Source organism: Panacibacter microcysteis (assembly GCF_015831355.1).
GTDB classification, from domain to species: Bacteria; Bacteroidota; Bacteroidia; order Chitinophagales; family Chitinophagaceae; genus Panacibacter; species Panacibacter microcysteis.
Genome location: NZ_JADWYR010000002.1, coordinates 1037902 through 1060525 on the forward strand (window position 1 = coordinate 1037902; position 22624 = coordinate 1060525).

The window sequence follows — 22624 nt, forward strand, 5'->3', positions numbered from 1 at the left end:
TGGAACAGCATTTGTCTTTTCATACATATCATCAAAATATATGTTATGAAAAGACAGATTCGATCTATGGCGCTTGGTTTGGCAACTATATTCGTGATCAATGCCTGCCAGACACCGGAAGAAAGGGCGAAAGAAATGAACACACAACCAGTGGCCGAAAACGCCGATGCCAATAACAATCCCGAAGCCGCTGCAGTTGACACTACTACTAGCCTGCAGGCTGATGAAAGCATGCTGAGCGCCGATAGCAATACAGCCACATCGCCGGCTGCATCAGTGCCACCGCGCCAGGATGAAGTAGTGCTGAAAAAGAAAGCATTGAAAGGACGTGCATCTGTAGATATGAAAGCGGCACCTGCATCCGGCGCAAAAGTAGAAGTTATGCCATCGTTTCCTGGTGGGGAAAGTTCTCTAAACAAGTTTGTGGAGGATAATCTACAATATCCACAACAAGCGATAGATAATGATGTGGAAGGCAGGGTTATCGTAACATTCGATGTAGATGAAAATGGCAGGATATACAGGCCTAATGTAGTGTCTGATAAACTTGGTTACGGGCTGGAAGAAGAAGCATTACGCGTTATTAAATCAATGCCACAATGGAATCCCGGTAAACTGAAAGGTAAAAATGTAAAGACAACATTTACACTGCCGATCGTTTACCAGTTGATATAAATGATTCACAACCTGATCTTTATAAAACAGTGCGCAACGTTTGTTGCGCATTTTTTTTCGTACCGGCTGCAAATTGGAATGGTGTTTGTCAAATAAGCCAAAACTATAACATTATGAAAAAGACCACTTTATTTCTAATGGCATTATGCGTAAGCGCATCATGCTTACTAACGGCTTGCGGTACCGGAGATAACACCAACGAGACCAACAGCGATACAGCAACTACCGAAAGCCTGTCACCTGCACCTATGGATACGACTTCAACTATGCCTGCAGATACATCAATGATGACTGATTCTACTGCAAAACCATAGTTGATAAGGCCGTTGTTAACCTATACAATCTTATAAAAAACTGTCTTTTTTAAGACAGTTTTTTTTATTTTTTACTTTAATGTTTGCCGGTTAACTCTCGCTGATCAACCCGGAACGCTAGAGATGCCATGGAAAACAGAACCCTGAAGTGAGTGACACAACAGGTGCTGATTAAAGCACTACAGTCCGTCACCCCAATTTAAAACTTTACATTCCATGTCACCGACGGTATAACAGGAAACAATGAAACCTGCTTTGACTTGATGGTGAGCGTACCCTGTGTAGCACTTCCTTCCTGGTCGAAATAGTAGAAGTAAGGATTGGCGCGGCTATATAAGTTATAAATACTGAACACCCAGCTGCCGGTGTATTTGCGTTTCTTTTTTGGTACCGGCGTGTAAGTGGCCGCCACATCCAGCCGGTGATAAGGTTTCATGCGGTAGGCATTGATGCGGCTGTACTCCTGCGTTAATGTGCCATCTACAAAATAAAATCGCTCAGGCAAGGAGATAGCGTTACCAGTGCCAAAAACAAAGACCGATGATAATTTCCATTTACTGCTTAACTGGTAGGTACCCACCACTGAAAGATCGTGCCTTCTGTCGTAGCGGCTGGGGTATTTTTCTCCATCATTTAACTGGGCAAATCTTCGCCACGTATAAGATAGCGTGTAACCAACCCAGCCTGTAAGCCTGCCTTTAACTTTGTTTACAAAAAACTCTGCACCATAACTCCAGCCTTTACCAAAAACGAAATCTTCTTCAGGATCCTTCAAAGTATTAGGCGTGTAACCTTCACGATACTCAATCTGGTTTTGCATGGTTTTATAATAAACTTCCACTGAAGTTTCAAACATATTGTTATTGAAGTTCCTGAAATAACCTGCTGCATACTGCCAGCCGATCTGTGGTTTTACACGGTAAGTGCTGGGCACCCATATATCTGTTGGCAATGTACTGCCGGCATTGGTAACAAGGTGTATGTATTGAAGGTTTCTAGTAACGCCGGCTTTAAAAGAGCTTACGTCGTTGATGGCATAACGCACGGTTAACCGTGGTTCAAAGCCTCCATATGTCTTCACAGTTTGTCCTGAGCCATAAAGGGTGCTGTCTGTTTTGTTGCCATCTGCATCTGTCGTATACGCTGTGTATCTGCCTACCTGCTGAAACTGGCTGTAGCGTATGCCATAGTTAAGTTTGATGGCACGGCTAACATCCCAGTCGTCCTGTATGTACAATGCATATTCATTGGCATATTTTCGCTGTACATTGGCGGGTTTAAACTCGATTGTATCCTGGTTGCCGCTTACAACGCTTGGCAAAAAAGTATGAAAGGTATATTGCGCACCAAACTTTAGTTTATGCTCTGGTGTGGCATAATAATCGAAATCTGTTTTTGCATTAAGGTCTTTTATACCTGAGGAAAGGTTGATATTAAAATCGTTTTGTAAACCCGTAAAGGAAAATCTATAGTCGTTATAAACAAGTGAAGTGTTGGCAAACAGCTTTTTATTAAAGATATGGTTCCATCTTAAAGTGGCAGTAGAATTACCCCATGGAATACTTACTTTAAAGGAACGTTTGCCATTGTTGAAATCAAACTTATCGCGGCCGAAATAGCCACTCAGGTATAGCCTGTCTTTTTCTGAAAATATGTAATTCACTTTTGCATTCAGGTCGTAGAAGTAATAGCCCGAACCACGGAAACTGTTTTCTTTACCAATGAATGGTTTGGTAAGAGCATCTATGTAGGTTCTGCGTGCAGAGATCATATAAGATGCCTTATTCTTTTTGATTGGCCCCTGTATGGCCAGCCTGGATGCAATTAACCCGATACCCGCATCTACCTCTGTTTTGTTCATGTTGCCATCTTTCATGGCAATGTCTATTACCGAAGATAGCCTGCCACCATATTGTGCCGGCATACCACCCTTTATAAGCGATAAACTTTTAATGGCATCAGAATTAAAGACAGAGAAAAAGCCAAACAAATGCCCGGTATTGTAAACAACCGCATCATCCAGCAGAATAAGGTTCTGGTCTGGCCCGCCACCACGCACGTAAAATCCTGAATTGCCTTCACCGGCGTTTCTTACACCTGGCAGTAACTGTAAAGCTTTCAGAATATCAACTTCGCCCAGGAATGATGGCAGCGACTTTATAGTCGTTATACTAAGGTCAACCTTGCCCATTTGCGCACTCTTTACGTTGCTCTCTCTTTTGCGGCCTACAACGGTTACATTGTTAAGATCGCTTAAACCCTGCGACAGTAAAATGTTCAGCGTTTTGTTGCCATCAAAATCTATAGATACCAGTCTTGGCTGGTAACCTACATAAGTTACCAGCAGGTCATATTTACCCCTTGCAAGTGTAAGTGAAAAAAAACCATATTGATTGGTGGTAACGCCCCTGCCCTCTTCCTTTACGGCAATGTTGGCGCCTATCAGTGTTTCGCCGGAAAGCGAATCTTTTATATAACCATTCAGTGTAAACTTATCCTGTGCAAAAATGCCGGTAAGTGTGTTAATCAAAATAAATGTCAGCAGTATCTTTTTGATCATAAAACGTAATTAACAAAATAACCTTCCCGAAGTTCAGTTGCAGGAAGGTTATTTCACGGTAAACCCAGTATGTTTTACCTGTTTACAAAGTTGATAGAATCTTCAATTTCACCGCAACCAAGCATACTGGTTTTATATTTTGGATGTTTGTTACCAAGATATGGATTTACAATATCGCGTTTGTTGGCAAGCCAGTATGCAGTTTCATCTTCATTGAATGCCATCGGGCATTTATCATAATAGATCACCTGCTGGTCATACTTTACCGTACGCAACAAATTGTACAGGTTATCACTAAGCGTATAAAACGATTTACGTTTTTCCCCAATCGTTTGCTCGCCTGCCACACCCTGTGCTTCTGCTATTACAGAACCAATAAAGCTGCGGGCAGTTTCTATGATTGTTGTATCAGCTTTCAATTCCTGCACCGGCACTTTTGCGGCAAGATCTGCCAGTTGTGTTGCCGCTGATGAAGCTTTTGTTGTATCCCAGTCAACCAACGCATCTTTCAGTTCAAAATAACTGTTCAGCATATCATTGAATGGTTTATTAAACCTTTCGCTGTTGCTGCCCTGGGCAAGGGGTTGCTGTTTTTCCGGTGCCGGTTGCGATGATTCATCCTTATTAAAAAAAATAAAGTAAACGGCTCCAATCGCCACTGCAAGACCAAGAAATATCAAACCTTTTTTCATCTCAGAAATTTGCGGCAAAAATATCATATATATCCATGCGTGCACAAATTTTATATGGAAGGTGTATGAGCCGGGCAGCATCTTTCATGGCATCGTCCCTTGCGTCGCACGCTTGTACGCTATAACACATTGCAACAGTTCCATCTTCGGCCTGCGCACACGCAAACAGTTTTATTGCAGGCAATTCATGAGCAACTGTAGTTCATCTGTCGTATTAAAGGCATGCAGCACGATGCGTAAACGTTCTGCGCCTTTTGGAACGGTCGGGTAGAGTATGGCTCTTACATCCAGCCGGTGTCGCTGTAGTTTTGCGGCCACAGTTTTTACCTGTTCATTACCGGGAATAATTACCACCTGTATGGGCGTGGCAGATGCAAGCCTGTTGCAGGCTATCGTAGCATTGTTAAATGTAGTGATAAGCTGTTGCAGGTGCATACGTTCCGCCGCCATGCCTGGAAAAATATGGTAAGCAGCACGGATTGCTGCAATACTGTGTGGTGGCAGCGAGGTGGAATAAATAAAACTGCGTGCAAAATTTACAAGGTAATCCTTCAGTGTTGCAGAACCGAGCACCACCGCGCCATGACAACCCACTGCTTTACCAAAAGCATGCATCCTGCAAAAGATGCGCTGGTGCAGTTGCAATGCCTGTGCAAGCCCCTCTCCTTTTTCACCGATTACACCAGTTGCATGCGCTTCATCCAGTATAAGGTGCGCATGGTATTTTTCGCAGGTGGTAACGATTGCTTCCAGCGGGCAAATATCACCATCCATACTAAATACTGATTCGGTAACCACAAATACATTGCCCTCTGTTTGTTTGAGCTTTTTTTCCAGGTTTTCCACATCGTTATGTGCAAAAGAAAAAGATTGTGCAAACGAAAGTCTTATACCATCCCTGATGGACGCATGGCAAAGCTGGTCGTAAATAATCGTATCTCCGCGTTGTGGTATGGCAGACAGCAGCCCTACATTGGCATCATAACCGGAGTTGAAAATAAGTGCTGCCGCTGCACTATGAAATGCGGCTAACTGCGCTTCCGCTTCTTCTGTCAGTGCATAATTGCCCGACAATAATCTTGAACCTGCACTGCCGTAAGCATAAGTATGAGTAGCAAGTAATGGTGCAAGCAGGTTATTTTTTATAATACCGAGATAGTCATTGGAACAAAAATCAACGTTGCCGGTGTTTAACTTTAAGCGGCGAAATGCGTTTTGCTGTTCGCGTTCATCCAGTTTGCGGCGCAGGAAAGCATCATTGTACATATTTTCAAATGTAGAGTTTTGTGGCAGATATTTGCAACACAGCAACCGTGTAGAAGCGATGTATGCGTGGTATTACTGATAACATGACTGATTGCCGGAACGCTGCAGCCGCCATAAAAACGGGACGGTGCAGTGAGTGACACAACAGGCGATGCCATACAAAACTACATTTGATAACATAATTAAACTGGGTTTTCACGCCGGTAAATGCTACCGCTGAAACAATAACAAATAAAGCAGTCAGTGCAACTAACAAACACTGACGGCGGACAAAATCATATTATGATGGAACAAAACCTGGAAGCGCAAAAAAATATCCTGGGTTTGCAACTGCCTACCGACCCACGCTGGGTAAACCTGGCATCAATGAGTTTGCAGGATATTCTTACAGACCATGCATACTGCGAGCAGAAAGCTGCCACGAGTTGTATTTCTATTATACAACGTTATTCTGACAAAGAACTGATGGTTAAAGAGCTGGCACCTGTGGTAACGGAGGAATGGGGCCATTTCAGGCTGGTGCTGCAGGAATTGCACAGGCGTGGACTGGCACTTGGCAGGCAGCGCAAAGACGAATACGTGAACAGGCTGATTGCATTCCAGCAAAAAGGTGGTGCTGCTGAAGGCCGTTTCCTGGATGAACTACTGACGATGGCTTTAATAGAAGCCAGGAGTTGTGAGCGTTTTAAACGTTTGAGCGAAGGATTGGACGATGAATACCTGCGTAATTTTTACCGAAGATTTATGGAGAGTGAAGCCGGGCACTATGCCCTGTTTATTGAACTTGCAGAAACATACATTGATAAAACACATGTGCGCCAACGTTGGCTGCAATGGCTGCAGCACGAAGCTGCAATTATGCAGGAGCTTACATTGCGGGGAGACCGTATTCATTAGTAACAGCTTTTTGCTGCTGAAAAAAGGTTCTTATAAAAATATTTTAAGGAAATCTTAAAAAAGTAAAACCACATGTAATCGCATCTCGTAGCTAACAAAGAAACCAGCTCTTTTCATTAAACAAAACTTTGTTATGCTAACAAACAAGACGCTTTCGCCAAAGCGGGAAGAGATTGCATCAGCTTCTTCATCATCATCTTCACGCAGAAATTTCCTGGGCCAGCTTGTGGGCCTTACAGCTATCGGTACCCTTGCAGCTTGTCAAAAGAATGTTGAACCGGTTAACAATGCCATTACAGCAACTTCATCAGAAGACCTGAATTTTGGAAAAGGCGATATTGCCATATTAAACTATGCTTACCTGCTGGAGCAACTGGAAGCATCGTTTTATATCATGCTTACCAGCCGCTTTTATTCCGGTGCCACGGAGTATGAAAAAAAGAGATTCAGCCAGGTGAGAGACCATGAAATTGCACACCGCGAATTCTTTAAAACAGCACTGGGTTCGTCTGCTATTCCCGAACTGGAATTCGATTTCAGCACGATTGACTTCACTAAAAAATCGAGTGTTCTCGCCAATGCCAAAACGTTCGAAGACCTTGGTGTTTCTGCCTACAATGGTGTGGCCAACCAGATAAAAAGTGTAGACTACCTGCTTGCTGCCGGTAAAATTGTTTCTGTAGAAGCAAGGCACGCAGCATTTATAAGAGACCTTATAGATCCTGTATCTTTTGCAGACAGTACAGTAGTTGACGCAAATGGGCTGGATGTAGCCAACCCGCCTTCTGTTGTAATTGCGGCTGCTGATCCTTTCATTCTAACGCCACTAAATGCTACCTGGTTCCCTATGTAATTCATATCAATAAAACTATTACCATGAACATCAAAAATATTTTAAACGAAATAGAAAAGTTCGACCCTGAAGTTTCAGACAGGCTTGATTCCCGCAGAGAAACAATACGCAGTTATACAAAATCTGCTGGCAGACTTGCACTGGCGGCTGTACCGCTTGCGTTAGGAGGCTTTTTTAAGAAAGCCTACGCAGGTACAAACAGTACCAGCTCCATTGTTGATGTGTTGAACTTTGCGTTAACACTGGAGTACCTGGAAGCCGATTATTATATTAAAGGCGTTGCAACCAGCGGGTTAATACCAGGCGACCGTGCCAAAGAAGCATTTGTAATCATCAGGGATCATGAAAAAGCACATGTGGCTTTTTTACAAACTACCATACAATCTTTGGGCGGCACACCGGTAACCAAACCTAAGTTCGACTTTACTGCAGGTGGCACATACCCTGATGTATTCAGCAACTACGATACATTTCTTGCCGTATCTCAAACTTTTGAAGATACCGGTGTACGCGCTTACAAAGGCCAGGCCGGTAACCTGATTTCTGACAATACGATCTTAACTGCAGCCCTGCAGATACATTCTGTGGAAGCAAGACATGCATCTCACGTTCGTTATAAAAGATATCTCCGCACCAATGATGAATCTATCAGGCAGTGGATCACCAATAAAAGCACAGCGGGTGTTGGCCCTTCTGTACAGGCTTCTTACAACGGAGAAGAAACCACCAACCAACTGGGCGTTGAAATTGTAGGCATTAATGGTTTTGACATTTCTATGCAGGATGCAACAGAATCATTTGACGAGCCGCTGACAATGGACCAGGTTCTTGCCATTGTAGATCCCTTCATCGTTTAAACATAGCATGGCACAAAAAGAAAAAGGCGTTCTTAATGAACGCCTTTTTCTTATAACCACAAATCAAAAAAAATCAAACACCTTTTTCTGCAATATCTTCCTGCAATGCTTTTGTGGCGGTGTTTTTCGCATCGTTAAATTCTCTTACGCCCTTTCCAATGCCACGCATAAATTCAGGTATTTTACGTGAACCGAAAAGAACAAGAATAACAACGGCAATCAGCAGAATTTCGTTGAATCCAAGATTTCCCATAACGACAGGTTTAGCATATCAGATAATAAAAACGGTATCAGCATCATGTACGAAATGTAGAAGAATATGGATTTGATTAATACAAAAAAAGTGCTGCAAAAAAACTGCAGCACTTTTTAGTCATGGGTAACCGATTATTTAACCAGTTGCAGTTTATTCAATGCGTTGGTGATTGTTTGCACTTCTTCGTTTGATACAGAAGCGTCTACGGCCCTGGCGTTCTGTGTAGCCTGTTGCACATTCCTGGCACCTGCCAGTGCAATGGTAATACCTGGTTGTTCTAGTGTCCATAACAACACCAACTGGCCAAGGCTGATGCCTTTTGCATCTGCGATCGGTTTTATTTCATTAAGAAAATTGTTGGTGCGTTCAATATTCTCATTTTTAAAAAAATACAGTCCTGCGCGGTGGTCGCCTTCAGCAAACTGGTGACCAGGTTTTAATTTACCAGTGAGTAAACCGCGTTCAAGCGGGCTATATGCAAGAATACCTTTCTGGTGTTCGAGGCAGTAAGGCACTACATCTTTTTCAATATCGCGCTTTACCATGCTGTACGGAACCTGGTTGCTTGCGATCATTACATGCTTATCCGCTTCCTGCATTTGCGCCGCATCATAATTGCACACGCCGGCATAGCGTACTTTACCATCTTTGATCAATTGCGCCACGGCTTCCATTGTTTCAGGTATAGGCGTGGTAACATCTGGCCAGTGTATCTGGTAAAGATCTATATAATCAGTACCCAGTCTTTTCAAACTGTCTTCGCATTCTTTTATAACGCTTTCTTTGCCGGCATATTTGTAAATATTAATATCATTACCGCTGTTGTCTTTGCTTTTAAAAGCGAAGTTGCCTTTTGTATCATCCAGCGCATACCATACTTGGTGAGAATATGTATCTTATCACGGGGTATATCTTTGATGGCTTTGCCAACTATTTCCTCGCTGGCACCCTGGCCGTAAATTGGCGCTGTATCAATGGCATTTACGCCTAAGTCATAAGACGCCCTAATTGCTGCTATTGCATCATTGCTTTCGTTGCCGCCCCACATCCAGCCGCCGGCGGCCCATGCGCCAAACGTTATTTCTGATAAATCCAGATCTGTGTTGCCAAGCTTTCTGTATTTCATGATTGTATGTTTATTGTAGATGACCTGTGCTGCAAATATATTGCCGCAATCAGCCCGATTTATGTCGCTTTTTACCTGTTGTAAAACTAAACTATTGAGCACCTTTACACTATCAAATAAACAGATTGCTAATTAAAACTACAAACTATGGAAAAGATCACTTTATCTGTAAACATTGAGGCCCCAAAAGAAAAAGTGTGGAAAATATTGTGGAGTGATGACACCTACCGGAAATGGACCGCTGTTTTTTCTGAAGGTTCGCACGTTGTAACCGATAACTGGAAACAAGACAGCAAAGTATTGTTCCTGGATGGCAATGGTTGCGGTATGGTTAGCCGGGTTGCGGCAAACAGGCCAAACGAGTTTATGTCTTTTGAACACCTGGGAGAAGTAAAAGACGGCGCAGAAGATACCACCAGCGAAAGGGTAAAGCAGTGGAGTGGCTCAAAAGAAAATTACACACTTACAGAAACAGGCAACAACACATTACTTCAGCTTGATATGGACATTACCGAAGACTTTAAAGATTATTTTTTAAATACCTGCCCGGCAGCTTTGCAAAACGTAAAGCAACTTGCCGAAGCTGAATAATACAATGACTGCATGCAGCATGACCGTTAAAGTGCATGCTGTATGCACTTTGCTGAATAATGATAAAAGCGTACAAGTGAGTGACACAACAGGTGCATCATAGTAGTAATGCAGCCTGCTACATAAATACTACATGGCTTCTGCAGCTTTTACAAAATCGCTCACCAGGTAGCTGATGAGTTTTCCCATACCTGCATCGCTGCGACCATCGCTGATGCGTGATGCACCTTCGCAAATATGCAGGTACGCGATCTTGCTATCGCTTGCAGAAAAAGTAACGAACTGTCTTGCGTGCAACGGCAGTATGCCACTGGGCGTAGCTGCGCTGCTGAGCGTGTTTTGAATGCTGTCGAGATCGATCTCTATACCGCAGTAAGTGTCTTCCGTAAAACTGGTTGCGTGGGCAATGGCCTGCATGAAGTTTCTTTTTTCCAGCAGAAAAATATCTTCATAGGTAATCACATCTATGAATGGGTCATTCACAATGTCTATCCAGCAGTTTTGCGGTATATAGTTTTCGTGCAGGCCAACAACGCAATATTTGGCCAGGTATCCGTCTTCATCTGCATAGCGGAATGCGTTACCACTATGCCTGCCTTCGAGCGGCCTGTAGTCTGCATGCGCATCTAAATTGATAGCATTAACCTGCGCCAAAGGTATGAGGCCTGCCTTGTATAAACCTTTGGCAGCCCCTTTTATACAACCATATGCATTGTTATGGCCACCGCCGATTACTACAGGTATTTTTTTATGCGATGTAATAAGTTTGATGAGGTGCTCTACTTCATCGTCAATGGTGTTTACCGCGTGACGGTATGCTTCAATTTTTTCTTCGTAGCTGCCTGCGTTTTCTTCAATTACAAGACCGAGGTCACTAAAGTCAAAATGCCCCAGCAAAAGCATGTTGTCGCCAGGCAAAAAGTCATTACTCTGAATATTTAAGAAAGCCTGCAGGAAGGGCATCCAGGCTGTATCGCAGCCGCCATTACCATAATTGGCCTTCACACCGGTATCTTCCGGAACACCTACCAGTACATACTTTGCGGTAGAGGCAGCCAGCGATTCCTCAATCCGGTCTGCATCATTTATAGTTTGCAAACGCTCACCTAATTTGGTTTCGAATCGTCGTAGTCTGGTTAAAAGCAATACGTCCTGTTTATTATAAACTTTTAGATGAGTCATGGCAAGAGTGTTTTTTGGTCTTTAAACGTGTTTGTTAAGTTAACAACTTATGCGTGAGGGAGAAAAAGAATTTTTTTGGAGCCCGGCTGTTGTACATGCATTGAGCTTTCGTTGCGTCGCACTCTTGTACACTTGAATCTTTACTGGGCTGGTGCGAAGACCCGGCAGCAAGGCCATGCAACATTACTCACAGACCAGCCAATATATTTTTTGCAGGCGAAGTTTTGTGCTGTTATTACCTGTCGAGCAGGTCATCTTCCACAATATCTTTTTTGTCTTTTTTGTAGAAGATCATACCCAGCATCATGATGAGGCTGGTAACGAGAATTACATAAAAGAGAATACCATCATTGAACGTGGTAAGCTTTAGCGCATCGGGAATTTTATAAAACAAGAGGATGGTGATAAGGCCACGTGGAATAAAGAACACTTCGGGGTAAACACTTTCGCGCAGGAAGAAACGCAGGTAAAAAAAACGGGTGATCAGCAATACACCAACAATTATACTGCCGATGAGTACTACCTGCGTTGAGCCAATGAGGCTAATATCTATAGAAAACCCAAACAGTATAAAAAAGAAAGTACGTATAAGAAAAGAGCTTTCTGCAGTAAGTGAATGCAACAGGTGTGTTGTTTCATCCACTTTTTCTTTGGGGAACATATTGGCAATACGTGGATGGTTCAAAAGCTGCCAGTTCTTCATGAGTAAACCGAAAACAAGGATTATAATGAGCGAAGGCAGCCCCATCAGTTTACCACCTTCGTACAGGATAATGAGCAATGCAAAAACAAGGAAGAATTTGACGTTTGTTTTTGCCTTGGTTAGTATGATGAACAATAGCACTGAAAATATGAGTGACAATACAATAGCGATTATAATACTAAGGAAAAAAGAACCAACAGAAGCAAGCGTCATTATTTTATCGCCGATAAAATAGTTGAACATAAGGATACCGATAATATCGCTGAAAGATGCTTCGTATATAAGAAATTCTTTTTTCTGTTGTGTTAACTGGTGAAGGCTGGGAATAACAATAGAGCTGCTCATGATAGACAGTGGCAGCGCGTACACAATACAATTGATCCATGGCTCATGTAAAATGTTGTACAACGCCGTGCTGATGCCTGCAAGCGATAAGAGGAAAATAAACAGCGCTGCAAAGAATGAACTGCGTATTAAACCTAGTTTATTCTTTCCCAGCTTCAGGTCGAGGCCGGCTTCCAGTACAATCATGATTAACCCCACTGCACCCAGCATTTCAGTAAGCTTTTCGGGCACAGGAATTTCCCAGTGTTGTTGTCCTGCAACGATCCTCGTAAGGATGCCTGTGATAAGCAACAGTAATACAGAAGGGATCTTGATATAATTCGATACTATTGAAAACAGGTAAGAAACTACCACCACGGAGGCAATAATGATCAGCACTAATTCTGTAGATAAATTCATTCACCGTATTTTAAGCAAGATGGCGAAAAATACTTTAAATAAACAATGTGATACCAATAAAAACAAGGCGTGGAATTCAAATGGCACTTTATGGCCAATACGCTGAAGCATGCCTGTGAGAAACCTTTGCTTCGGTCTTCGCGTTTGCCCCGTAAAGGTTCAACCGTACAAGAGTGCGACGCAACAAAAGCTTAATACATGCACTGCAGTTTGGTACAAAAAAAATCAACCAGCTATAGACATAGCCGGTTGAATAAACTATTACGTTTTACATAATCCATCAAACTATTCCACAACAAGTGTTATGCTGAAACTGGCAGTTTCACCAAACACCCTGCATATATAATTTCCTGCAATAACCGATGATGGCAGATTAAGTTGCTGCGATGATGACCCGCCATTATGATCGATTACTTTGCTGTATACTTTTTGTCCGACACTATTGTACAACTGCACCTGGTACTTACCTGCCGGGATATTGTTGAACTGGAGGTTGGCAACTTTGTTTTGAACAGGGTTGGGTTGCACGGTTACGGCTGGTTTTCCGCCATTGATGTTTACTGAAACAACAGCCGTATAGCTTACTTCACCGTCTTTTGCAATGATCCTGATACGGTAGTATTGTTTGCCTGCATTTACCTGCATATCTGTTATGCCGTAAAGATTCTGTGGCTGATTGTTATTAAGCGCTGTTGTTTTTGCAATGGCTTTGAAATCATTTCCTGTGAGTGATTTTTCCACTTCGTAGTGATCAATGTTGGTTTCATTGAGTGCTGTCCAGTTTACGCGTATATGCTGATCCTGTTGAAAAGCCTTTATGTTGGTAACATGTACCGGTAGAACGATGTATTCATTAACGAGACTGAATCTGGAGAAGCTGTTGATACCGTTTGTTGCACCGCCGGCATCAGCACTTACACCTATGGAATATTGTCCATAAACTTCTGTATTGGTATATGTACCACTTATAAAGTTAGCGCCACTTACATCTGTACCTGCAGACTTGTTGACAAAGGCGCCGCTGTAATTTCTCTGGATAAGATGTATATCGTTGTAAACAAAACCTGATTCTACTTCTTCCTGTGTGGTGGGCCAGCCTGTCCAGTCTTTTTTGGTAAAGAACAGGCGCATATTGGCTTTTACACCGCTGGTTACGGAAGAATGCATATACCATATGCGGTTGACCCTGGCGCCCGGCGTTTGAGCAAGATCACCACTTTTCAGTAATACGGTGATGTCTGTTGCAGTGCCGGTATTGTTGATCATCATCCTGTTTGGTGAGCTGAATTTTAACCCTACAGGGAAATAAATATCTGTACTGCTGCCTACATTTTTTATCCTGAAACCCTTGTTGCCCGTGAATGCACCGGATACAGACAACTCAGCCCCGGTGTTGGTCGCGGTTACAATGTAACTTGTATTTGAAGCGGTACTCATAGTGGCAAAAGGACTGTTTGGACTTGATAATATACCACCACTGTTGGCCCATGTAATAAGGTTGTTGTTGGTTACAAATAAACCGCTGGTCAATGTAAGATCATGTGATATTTCTATATCCTGCGATGTGCCCAGAATTACTTTGTTGGCAGAACCAGCCTGGATGGCTACGTCGTATGCGGGGCTATAAGAAAGTGTTCCTACAGTTGGGAATGCAGGGAATATTGTGGTACCACTTGTTGGTGTTTTAAAGATATAATTTGCACCTGAATTGTACACATTTGTTCCCGTTGTTTGTACGTGTGAGCTGGTGCTGCCATCGCCGATACCGTTTGGCAGGCTCACTTTAAGGCCACCACGCCATGCTGCTGTAACCGATGCGCCCACGCTGTTAGATGATCCATTGTTATTGATCGTTACGCTGTTTGCCACCAGCGGATTGATGTAGATGATATATGTACCTCCCGGTAACGCTGAACTGATAAGCCTCATACCCAGCCCAAGACCCGCAGTGCTGGATACATTGGTAATTACATTAGACGAAGTTGAAGTTGTGCCGGTAAAACTGTAGGGACCAACAAGACCATTCAATGTAAAAGTACCGCCGGTACCAGTCATTGTTTTACCATCAAAATCCAGCCAGCCATTTACAACTGATGCGCCGGTAAGGTTGGCTACATTAGCACTGAGGGTAACACCAGAATTGGTGTTATTGTCAACAATAATTCCTTTGGGCCCGGCAGATGCAGGGATTTCTGCCGTGGAGGTTGTTTGTGGATTGCTGCCCGCATACGTAACGCGGCCGGAAGCACCGTAGGCAATTTTACCTGTACCCACGAGACTGATAGAACCATTTACAAGGGTAAGTGTGCCATTGATAGTTAATGTAACTCCGTTGTCTACCTGTAACGTGCCGGTAGATAGAATAACATCATTCAGGGTCTGGTTGGTTGTAACACGCAGTGTGCCTCCTATAATATGTACATTATTGGTAGCAGGCAATACAGAACCAGAGGCTGTGTACAGCCTGTTCAATTGCAATGTGCCCGCTTTTACCTGTGTTAAACCGGTATATGTATTAGCACCGGTGAGCGTTAATGTGCCGGTGCCATCTTTTATCAGGTTTCCTGCACCGGAGATAATAGCTGTAAGTGTATTAACCGCACCATCGCCATAACTTGTACTTGTGGATTGGTTTACCGTGAGAATATGATTTGTAGCAAGATTGATTACCTGGCTTCTTGTGCCTGTAGTATTTACCCATGCAGATGACAAGGCGCCTATGGTCTGTGCAGCGTTATTGAAGTTTATACGTGTATCGAAGCCGCTTAGCTGTGCCATTGTCAATGCACCTGTGCTGATGGATGATCCTGAACTGACATTAAGAATACCACTCAGTATTTTTGTTCCGCCACTCCATGTATTGGCCCCTGATGTAAGGGTGAGATTGTGTGTGGATGTATTGGCCCATAATTGCAAAGTGCCTGTACCTGTGAATGCGCCTCCCATGATCCACTCGTTGTTGTACAACGCGATTGTTGCGTCAGTGCTGTTTACCACTACCGGGCTGGCCCAGGAGTTTGAACTGTTTGCAGTACTGTTGTATAAGGCCAGTGCACCGTAGTAAGAGAAAGATTTAGCGCCATTCAGGTTGATTGTCGGCGTCTTGGCAATGTTGACGGTAGCGCCCGTTACATTGATGTCCAGCTGGCTGTTGTTGTAAACCGTAATACTGCCTGAAGTCATGCCGTCCACATCGTTGATAGACAGGTAGCCCGCTTCAGTACCATCCGATTTACCAACGCTCCATGCGCCTGTGCTGGTACCGCCATCTCCGTTTATGCTTACATAGCCTCCGTCACATGAGTTGCTTCCGCCGCCTAACACAGTAAGTGTATAACCATTGTCAGTTACACCAAAATTTCCGATTGCAGGCGTGCCAGATAAACCGCTTCGTCCGCCTTCGCCTGCAAGTTCCAGGTTGGAGATTATCCCGGAAGATGAAGCAAGATTACCGACACCGTTGGTTTGCGTTTTGAAAGTAGCGTTACCGGTCAATGTTACGTTGCCAAGCGCCATAGCGGTAGTTACACCAGAGATGTTACCCGCGTAACCGAAGTTCAGGGTACCCTTAATCGTAAGCGGAACCATATCAATTGCCAGTTGGGGATAACGATCATCTGTCGTAGGCTCTGAATATAGTGAACCGGTGGTGCCGGTATTGTAAATTTCTATTGACGCTGTATTAGAGCCTGAACCATCCACAGTTAGAGACCTTATAAAGCCCGGTGATGCAAATGTGCTGGTGGAGGCCGCAATTGTCAGTTTACCATTGTTGATAAAGAAATCATTATCGTACACATACAGATTGGGGTTGTTTGTATTAGACTTATCTCCTATTGTAAGCGTTCCTCCGTTTATGTAAATAGGCCCAGACAATCCGGAATTATAAATAGAAAAAGGCTGTGAGAACATTACTTCGCCAGTACCTTCTTTTCTTAAGCCATAGCTTGTTAACAGCGGATTACCGTTGCCGTTACCACCGGCACTGTTAGATAACCTGAGTGTGTTGGAACCTGAAACGTCGATAATTGCAGGGCTGTTTAGTGTAAGACCTGTAGTAACCTGTGTAAGTGTGGACTGCACATTGAAACTGGCAGCCGTTACATTCACCTGCTGCGCGGTAGCACCGGTTGTTGCATCCATCTGGATTGTCTCACCGGCAGTTTCCAAATTCGCCGTACCGTTTTGCACCCATCTGCCTGAGTAAGGACCACCTGAAGCAGTACCCCACCGGTTTACGGCACTACCATTATCCCAGTTGCCAGAACCGGATGATTGTGTATACCTGTTCCTGTTGCTTGCTATCGTGAAAGTATTTCCCACACTTACTGGTGTGGTTCCCACCTTGGCAGGCGTACCTGAAAAACTAAAGTTTGTGAAAGCAGTAGTGGTAATATTGATTGTTCTTCCTGCAGTAGCTGTAACAAGTGCATCGGCTGTAATAAAAAAATAAGAAGACTTATTTACAGCAATACTACTGAAGCCGGTATTAAATGTAATGTTGCCGCCGGAAAGAGCAGTTAAAACAGTGCTGCCTACCTGTGTGGCGCCGTATAAAGAGTTATAGGAATTTTGCCAGAGTTTAAAGTTTGCAAAATCTGTAGCAATGTAAGTACCACCGGTTGTAACGGTGATTGCTGATGGAGCGATAGATGTTACATGTGCATCCATCCTGAAGGAAGCGATCATGTTGTCGGTAGTGGATGCAAATAAATTCGCCGCCACGGGGTGATTGGGTGCGATACAAACGGTGGCTGATGCAGGCCCCTGGCCTTGTACCTGAAAATTATCTACGGCGAAAATGCCACTGGTGGAACTGTTTGTAAAATTGATCCTGATATCAAGAGACGTAGCCGGTGTGACTGACAGGGCTGAAGAAAGATACTCCTGCCATGTCGTTGACGTTGCAACCGCAGTCGCTATCGTTACAAACGCTGCACCATCTACGCTGTATTGAATAGTGTTTATCGTGGATGTACCTGTAGTACCTCTTCTGTGTTGAAAATAAACTTTAAAATTTGAATATGCCTTAAGGCTTGAACCGGTAAGCCTGAAGTTGAAATATTGAGCACTTGTACCACTTAATGCAACGATCCTGTTTGGAGAAGCTGTGGTATTTGCTGTAAAGGCAGATGCTCCCGTAACAGTACCGGCAAAACTGCTTGAGCCGTCGTGCAGCGCCTGGCTGTAATTACTTCCTGAACTTAATACAGATGAAATGCCATTGACGTACCTGGAGTAGAATTTTGGATAGTTGGTAATATTTGAAACATCAAAGTTGTAGTTTACAAGCGTAGTCTGCGCAAGTGTGGCAAGCGAAATGGCCATAAAACATATAACCATTATACTCCGGAACGGAGCACTATTAGGGGGTGCAGTCTTCATGATATTGGTTTTACAGTAAAAACAGGGTCACCGTTTTACTTAAGCGAATATATATACTATTATATATTAGAATAATTAAGATTTAATTAACAGCAAGTTATACTGCAAAGCTTGTGGGCATGCTTTTAAAATCTTTCTTTACTCATACACAACATGTTCCTGAAAACGGACACATTTACAAAATGTTGTATTTTATGTTAGCGGAACTATAAATTATAGCAATTTTTAATCTTTATATTAACATTTATACATCCTTAAAGCGTTAAAAATTAAAAGCCGTTATTAAAATTTTTCTAAACATTCCATTAATATTACAACTATGAAAGCTAGTCAAAGTTTGTTCTCAAAATTTCTTCTGGTAACATCTTCGCTTTTCGTCCTGATGATTCTTCCTGCCTGTTCTTCAGGTGACGCCGCAGCAGAAAATGAACAATCTTACGTAGATCAGAAAGAAAGTCTTGAAGCGAAAGAGAAAAAACACCCGTTGAAGTTTTTGATGGTAAAAGGCGACGACAAGAAAAATCTTATCGGCCAAACAGTGATCCGCGGGACTATTACAAATAAGGCAAGCATTGTTGCATATACTGACATCCGGGTAAAAATGTTGTGTTATAAAAACGGGGCTATGGCAGAAGAGCACGAAGATGTGATTGATGAAGTAATAAAACCAAATGCTTCCATCAGCTTTAAAACAAAATACCGGTTGCCAAAAGGTACGGACAGTATTGCTTTATCAGTAATGAATGCTGCCATTGCGGAAATAAAATAGTGCGAAGGTTGCTGCTGCCCACAGATATACAGATGAAGTGATTGCGACGCAAGGGACGATGCCCAAAGTTCCGCTGCCGGTATCAAAACATTGATTACTGCTTTTTTTTCAATTTCAGTTTATCCGTGTGCCTTTTAAGATAAGTAATACTAACATTGAGTTCGTAACCGATCAGCAAAATCAATGCGTTGATAAAAATCAGCGTCATAATGATCAGCAGCGAACCGATGGACCCGTAAAACTTGTTATAGTTGGAAAAATTCTGCGCCCATAACGAAAACAGCCAGGTGGCAAGTATCATTAACAGCGTGGCAAGCACGGCACCCGGTGAAAGCAATTTCCATCGTTTTTGCACAGAGGGGGCAAACTTATAAATAAACGCCACCGCATATAAAAATAACGCCACTACCACCAGCCATCGCAGGCTTTGAATAAGGTATTTGGTGTTGTCGTTTTCAATACCCAGCTTTTCCATAATGTAATTAAACAACACACCCTGCCCTGCTGAAATAATGGCCGTTCCTATAAAAAGGATAACAAGTATGATGGTGAGCTTGATAGCCCGCAGACGTTTGCCAAGAAATTTCGGTTTTGCCCTGTCGAGTAGAGAACGGTCAAAACTTCTTATAATACCCATCATTGCATTGGAGGTGTAAAACAATGCAAGCATAAAACCAATAGAAAGCAAGCCGGTTTTTGGCTTATTGAAAAAATCATCCAGAAAATCTGCAATCACTTTTCGGGTATCTTCATTGGGGCTGATGTTTGCAATAACCCCGATCAGCTCGTTGTGAATACTTTTCGATACGGGAAAATAAGGAACCAAAGTAAACAGGAACAAACACGCTGCAGGTATAGCCATAATAATATTAAAAGAAATAGCGGCCGCCCTGGTGTTCAACCCCTCGCGCTTTATCTGGCCAATAAAAAAATGCCAAACTTCGTATAGTGGTAAACCCTGGAACCCCGGAATGATAAGCTGCTTACTTTTCTCACGAAAGGAAGTTACCGGTTTGGATTCTAATATAATACGTTCAATTTTTCTCAATACTACTGTGTTTGTTTGCTCCTGATAAGATCGTCCAGCGCACGCTGGTACTCTTTTGCATACTTATCATGTTCTGCAAAACTGTTGCTGAAATGATGATACCCGCTAAAATCGCTGTTGGCCACAAAGAAAAGATAATCTGTTTTAGGTGCCTGCAGCACTGCATCTATGGTAGAGGTTGCGGCAATACATATGGGGCCGGGCGGCAATCCTTTGTATTTATAAGTGTTGTAAGGAGATTCTACTGCCAGGTGTTTATAATAGATTCTCTTCAGCGCAAAATCGCGCAGCGCATATTTCACTGTCGGGTCGGCTCCAAGCAGCATGCCTTTGTTCATCCTGTTAATGTAAACACTGGCAATCTTCCCTTTGTCTTCCTGTTTATTGGTTTCTTCATCTATTATAGATGCAATGGTATAAACCTGTTCAGGTGTTAGCCCCTGCTCCTGCGCCTGCTGTAATCTTGTTTCATTCCAGAATTTCTGGTGCTCTTCCTTCAGCCTTTCCAATACAGTAAGCGGTTGCGTGTACCAGTTAAAGAAGTAAGTGTTTTGAATAAGCAAAGTAAAAACCGTATTGGTATCTACACCAAGGGCCAGCAAAGAATCATTACTGGATAAAAAATTCATGGCTGCAGCAGAATCGAATGAGAAATTTTTGCCGAGTTGCCGTGCAAAATTTTCTTTGGTCCGCAATTTATTGATGACCAGTTTTACCGGAGATTGTGTGTTGTTGCGCAGCATCCGCACAACCGTAACAATGCTTGCACCTTTTTTTATTTCAAAACGCCCTGCTCTCAGTTTATCCCACACACCGGCATTATTGGCTGCCAGTTTAAAAATAGCAGGAAAGCTAAACAGGTTTGCCGTATCAACCTGTGCCTGTACCTGTTGTTGCATATCATTTCCCGGTCTCACATACAGGTATTTTTTGTCACCGTTAAAACCCGTTCCCGGCCCGAAAAGCAACCATGCAAATGCCACACCGGCAATCAGCAGCAAACCAACAACGTATAAGAATATTTTTTTCATTCAGGGTCAAAATAACAAATCAATGACCAATAAATCTTCAATCGCAGTATTTGTTTTTTTAGGTACCCGGCAAAAGTACAGGTGGCATCATCGTTGCGTCGCACTCTTCAACTGCAACACATTATTGAGCAGTGCGAAGATGGCAGCAAAGAACAAATACTTGCCAATCATTAAGAAGTAACATAAACATATGGTTGACAGTAAGAGCTTTAGCGTTTTGAAATATCGGCGAATAGCTTTATTTTTATCGCAACACCAGGGCTAAACAAACCAATCGATCCGTCCATAAACCAACTACCATGAAAGTTAATGTACCAAAACTGCTAACGCGTGTATTTTCTGTAATACTTATTAGTTCGATAGTATGGTCTTGTAAAAAGGCAGCTGAGCTATCTGGCAGCAACGCTGTTGTTTCAGCAGATGTGTCAGATGCAGCGGCAGCCACCGGCAGGCCAAATATCATCCTCATACTTGCAGACGATGTTGGGTATGGACTTCCTACAGTAAATGGCGGTCAGACTTATCAAACGCCCAATATAGATCGTCTTGCTGCTGCGGGTATGCGTTTCACCCAATGTTACGGCTCGCCGCTTTGTTCGCCGTCACGCACCATGTTTATGACCGGTAAATACAATTTTCGTAATTATAATGAGTGGGGCATACTGGATCTGAATGAAAAGATGATGTCGAACGTATTGCAAAGCGCCGGCTACAAAACCTATGTTGCCGGTAAATGGGCGTTTGACGGTGGGGATGTTTCTATAAAAGCGCATGGTTTTGACAGCTATAGTGTATGGAGCGCATTTCTTGGTGATAACGGCTCTCATTACAAAACACCGCGCATTTATGAGAACAGCGGTTACCTGCCCGATAATGTTGTAAGAAACCAATACGGTGATGATATTTTTACAGACCGTGTTTTGTCATTTATAAAAGACAACAGGAAGAATAACTTCTTTGTGTATTTTCCCATTACTTTATGTCACTCCCCTTACTCACCCACACCAGATGACCCGCAATATGCAGCATGGGATCCTAAGAGTCCTTCTGACAGCAGCTATTTTCCTTCTATGGTAAAATACATGGACAAAAAAATTGGCATGCTTGCAGATTCTTTAAGAGCATGGAGATTGTTTAACAACACCATCCTGGTGTTTGCAGGAGACAATGGTACCCCCCATGGTATATGGTTTACACAGGATGGTGTATACCAGGAAGGTTCTAAATCTTCTACCAATACTTATGGTACTCATGTTCCACTGATTGTTACATGGCCCGCAGGCGGCGTAAGAGGCGGGCAGGTTAATAATAACCTCATTGACTTTACAGATTTTACCGCAACCGCATTTGAAGCGGCCGGTATTTCAACACCTGCAGACTATGGCCCGGTAGATGGTGTAAGTTTCCTTAACCAGTTGCGGGGCTTACCCAACACACCCAGGGAGTGGGTTTTCTGCCATTACAAACCCGATACAGATGCACAGAACGGGAACGTGGTAAGACGATGGATTAATAACACACAATATAAACTGTACGACAGCACCGGAAGGTTTTACAACGTGGTACTGGACCCTGAAGAAAAGAGACCGATTAAACCAAGCAAAATGACGCCGGCAGAAAGGGCACTGCAGGCAGAATTTCAATCTATCATGGATACACTGCACTAGAATAAAAA

At 43.0% G+C, this 22624-nt stretch carries 19 protein-coding genes; 8 read left to right on the forward strand and 11 right to left on the reverse strand.

Annotated elements, in window-relative coordinates; all coding sequences use genetic code 11:
* Positions 1-45: 45 nt before the first annotated feature.
* Positions 46-675 (forward strand): energy transducer TonB, encoded by a 630-nt coding sequence (locus tag I5907_RS16140; protein ID WP_196991838.1) that lies wholly within the window; start codon positions 46-48, stop codon positions 673-675.
* A gap of 113 nt (positions 676-788) precedes the next feature.
* Positions 789-989: a hypothetical protein gene (locus I5907_RS16145; protein ID WP_196991839.1), complete on the forward strand. Its 201-nt coding sequence runs from the start codon at positions 789-791 to the stop codon at positions 987-989.
* Positions 990-1188: 199 nt separating this feature from the next.
* Here I5907_RS16145 and I5907_RS16150 read toward each other — a convergent pair whose 3' ends face one another.
* The 3 genes from I5907_RS16150 to I5907_RS16160 all read right to left on the reverse strand — a co-directional run bounded on the left by I5907_RS16150 (position 1189) and on the right by I5907_RS16160 (position 5507).
* Positions 1189-3549, reverse strand: coding sequence for a TonB-dependent receptor (locus I5907_RS16150; RefSeq protein WP_196991840.1), 2361 nt, complete (start codon positions 3547-3549; stop codon positions 1189-1191).
* Between the two features lie 74 nt (positions 3550-3623).
* Positions 3624-4241 (reverse strand): DUF3347 domain-containing protein, encoded by a 618-nt coding sequence (locus tag I5907_RS16155; protein WP_196991841.1) that lies wholly within the window; start codon positions 4239-4241, stop codon positions 3624-3626.
* A 171-nt stretch (positions 4242-4412) separates the two neighbouring features.
* Positions 4413-5507, reverse strand: coding sequence for an aminotransferase class I/II-fold pyridoxal phosphate-dependent enzyme (locus I5907_RS16160; RefSeq protein WP_196991842.1), 1095 nt, complete (start codon positions 5505-5507; stop codon positions 4413-4415).
* A gap of 282 nt (positions 5508-5789) precedes the next feature.
* Between I5907_RS16160 and I5907_RS16165 the strand changes: the two genes are divergently transcribed.
* The 3 genes from I5907_RS16165 (at position 5790) to I5907_RS16175 (ending at position 8114) form a co-directional block, all read left to right on the forward strand.
* A complete protein-coding gene (locus tag I5907_RS16165; protein ID WP_231402136.1) occupies positions 5790-6404 on the forward strand; it encodes a MiaE family protein in 615 nt (204 codons plus the stop codon).
* A gap of 133 nt (positions 6405-6537) precedes the next feature.
* Entirely contained in the window at positions 6538-7257 is a 720-nt protein-coding gene (locus I5907_RS16170) for a ferritin-like domain-containing protein (RefSeq protein WP_196991843.1), read from the forward strand.
* A gap of 23 nt (positions 7258-7280) precedes the next feature.
* Positions 7281-8114: a ferritin-like domain-containing protein gene (locus I5907_RS16175; RefSeq protein ID WP_196991844.1), complete on the forward strand. Its 834-nt coding sequence runs from the start codon at positions 7281-7283 to the stop codon at positions 8112-8114.
* 73 nt (positions 8115-8187) lie between these two features.
* On the opposite strand, the gene I5907_RS16180 is transcribed toward I5907_RS16175, so the two are convergent.
* From I5907_RS16180 to I5907_RS21815, 3 genes are all read right to left on the reverse strand, one after another.
* Positions 8188-8367: a Sec-independent protein translocase subunit TatA/TatB gene (locus I5907_RS16180; RefSeq protein WP_196991845.1), complete on the reverse strand. Its 180-nt coding sequence runs from the start codon at positions 8365-8367 to the stop codon at positions 8188-8190.
* Between the two features lie 134 nt (positions 8368-8501).
* Positions 8502-9122 carry an aldo/keto reductase gene (locus I5907_RS16185; RefSeq protein ID WP_283016284.1) on the reverse strand — a complete coding sequence of 207 codons (621 nt, stop codon included), beginning with the start codon at positions 9120-9122 and terminating at the stop codon, positions 8502-8504.
* A gap of 17 nt (positions 9123-9139) precedes the next feature.
* Positions 9140-9496: an aldo/keto reductase gene (locus I5907_RS21815; RefSeq protein ID WP_283016285.1), complete on the reverse strand. Its 357-nt coding sequence runs from the start codon at positions 9494-9496 to the stop codon at positions 9140-9142.
* 147 nt (positions 9497-9643) lie between these two features.
* Here I5907_RS21815 and I5907_RS16190 point away from each other — a divergent pair, with 147 nt between their 5' ends.
* Positions 9644-10087 (forward strand): SRPBCC family protein, encoded by a 444-nt coding sequence (locus I5907_RS16190; protein ID WP_196991846.1) that lies wholly within the window; start codon positions 9644-9646, stop codon positions 10085-10087.
* Between the two features lie 129 nt (positions 10088-10216).
* Here I5907_RS16190 and I5907_RS16195 read toward each other — a convergent pair whose 3' ends face one another.
* The 3 genes from I5907_RS16195 to I5907_RS16205 all read right to left on the reverse strand — a co-directional run bounded on the left by I5907_RS16195 (position 10217) and on the right by I5907_RS16205 (position 18101).
* Positions 10217-11269, reverse strand: a complete 1053-nt coding sequence (locus I5907_RS16195) for a formimidoylglutamase (RefSeq protein ID WP_196991847.1) — start codon at positions 11267-11269, stop codon at positions 10217-10219.
* A 235-nt stretch (positions 11270-11504) separates the two neighbouring features.
* Positions 11505-12716, reverse strand: a complete 1212-nt coding sequence (locus tag I5907_RS16200) for a cation:proton antiporter domain-containing protein (protein WP_196991848.1) — start codon at positions 12714-12716, stop codon at positions 11505-11507.
* A gap of 285 nt (positions 12717-13001) precedes the next feature.
* Positions 13002-18101, reverse strand: coding sequence for an autotransporter-associated beta strand repeat-containing protein (locus I5907_RS16205; protein ID WP_196991849.1), 5100 nt, complete (start codon positions 18099-18101; stop codon positions 13002-13004).
* 319 nt (positions 18102-18420) lie between these two features.
* On the opposite strand from I5907_RS16205, the gene I5907_RS16210 reads away from it, so the two are divergent.
* A complete protein-coding gene (locus tag I5907_RS16210) occupies positions 18421-18870 on the forward strand; it encodes a hypothetical protein (RefSeq protein ID WP_196991850.1) in 450 nt (149 codons plus the stop codon).
* A 94-nt stretch (positions 18871-18964) separates the two neighbouring features.
* Here the strand turns inward: I5907_RS16210 and I5907_RS16215 are convergent, their stop codons facing one another.
* Together I5907_RS16215 and mltG are read right to left on the reverse strand one after the other, a co-directional pair.
* A complete protein-coding gene (locus tag I5907_RS16215) occupies positions 18965-19918 on the reverse strand; it encodes a YihY/virulence factor BrkB family protein (RefSeq protein WP_196991851.1) in 954 nt (317 codons plus the stop codon).
* 2 nt (positions 19919-19920) lie between these two features.
* Positions 19921-20949, reverse strand: coding sequence for an endolytic transglycosylase MltG (gene mltG / locus I5907_RS16220; RefSeq protein ID WP_196991852.1), 1029 nt, complete (start codon positions 20947-20949; stop codon positions 19921-19923).
* Between the two features lie 299 nt (positions 20950-21248).
* On the opposite strand from mltG, the gene I5907_RS16225 reads away from it, so the two are divergent.
* Complete coding sequence (locus I5907_RS16225) at positions 21249-22616, forward strand: sulfatase-like hydrolase/transferase (protein ID WP_196991853.1); 1368 nt, start codon at positions 21249-21251, stop codon at positions 22614-22616.
* The last annotated feature ends 8 nt before the right edge of the window (positions 22617-22624 follow it).

What these genes read in the sequence shown, in the direction of transcription:
- I5907_RS16165 (WP_231402136.1), top strand. Translation starts at nt 5,790, where the DNA reads ATGATGGAACAAAACCTGGAAGCGCAAAAAAATATCCTGGGTTTGCAA.
- I5907_RS16155 (WP_196991841.1), bottom strand. Translation starts at nt 4,241, where the DNA reads ATGAAAAAAGGTTTGATATTTCTTGGTCTTGCAGTGGCGATTGGAGCC.
- I5907_RS16145 (WP_196991839.1), top strand. Translation starts at nt 789, where the DNA reads ATGAAAAAGACCACTTTATTTCTAATGGCATTATGCGTAAGCGCATCA.
- I5907_RS16160 (WP_196991842.1), bottom strand. Translation starts at nt 5,507, where the DNA reads ATGTACAATGATGCTTTCCTGCGCCGCAAACTGGATGAACGCGAACAG.
- I5907_RS16200 (WP_196991848.1), bottom strand. Translation starts at nt 12,716, where the DNA reads ATGAATTTATCTACAGAATTAGTGCTGATCATTATTGCCTCCGTGGTG.
- I5907_RS16150 (WP_196991840.1), bottom strand. Translation starts at nt 3,549, where the DNA reads ATGATCAAAAAGATACTGCTGACATTTATTTTGATTAACACACTTACC.
- I5907_RS16195 (WP_196991847.1), bottom strand. Translation starts at nt 11,269, where the DNA reads ATGACTCATCTAAAAGTTTATAATAAACAGGACGTATTGCTTTTAACC.
- I5907_RS21815 (WP_283016285.1), bottom strand. Translation starts at nt 9,496, where the DNA reads ATGAAATACAGAAAGCTTGGCAACACAGATCTGGATTTATCAGAAATA.
- I5907_RS16210 (WP_196991850.1), top strand. Translation starts at nt 18,421, where the DNA reads ATGAAAGCTAGTCAAAGTTTGTTCTCAAAATTTCTTCTGGTAACATCT.
- I5907_RS16190 (WP_196991846.1), top strand. Translation starts at nt 9,644, where the DNA reads ATGGAAAAGATCACTTTATCTGTAAACATTGAGGCCCCAAAAGAAAAA.
- I5907_RS16175 (WP_196991844.1), top strand. Translation starts at nt 7,281, where the DNA reads ATGAACATCAAAAATATTTTAAACGAAATAGAAAAGTTCGACCCTGAA.
- I5907_RS16225 (WP_196991853.1), top strand. Translation starts at nt 21,249, where the DNA reads ATGAAAGTTAATGTACCAAAACTGCTAACGCGTGTATTTTCTGTAATA.
- I5907_RS16140 (WP_196991838.1), top strand. Translation starts at nt 46, where the DNA reads ATGAAAAGACAGATTCGATCTATGGCGCTTGGTTTGGCAACTATATTC.
- I5907_RS16170 (WP_196991843.1), top strand. Translation starts at nt 6,538, where the DNA reads ATGCTAACAAACAAGACGCTTTCGCCAAAGCGGGAAGAGATTGCATCA.
- I5907_RS16205 (WP_196991849.1), bottom strand. Translation starts at nt 18,101, where the DNA reads ATGAAGACTGCACCCCCTAATAGTGCTCCGTTCCGGAGTATAATGGTT.
- I5907_RS16180 (WP_196991845.1), bottom strand. Translation starts at nt 8,367, where the DNA reads ATGGGAAATCTTGGATTCAACGAAATTCTGCTGATTGCCGTTGTTATT.
- mltG (WP_196991852.1), bottom strand. Translation starts at nt 20,949, where the DNA reads ATGAAAAAAATATTCTTATACGTTGTTGGTTTGCTGCTGATTGCCGGT.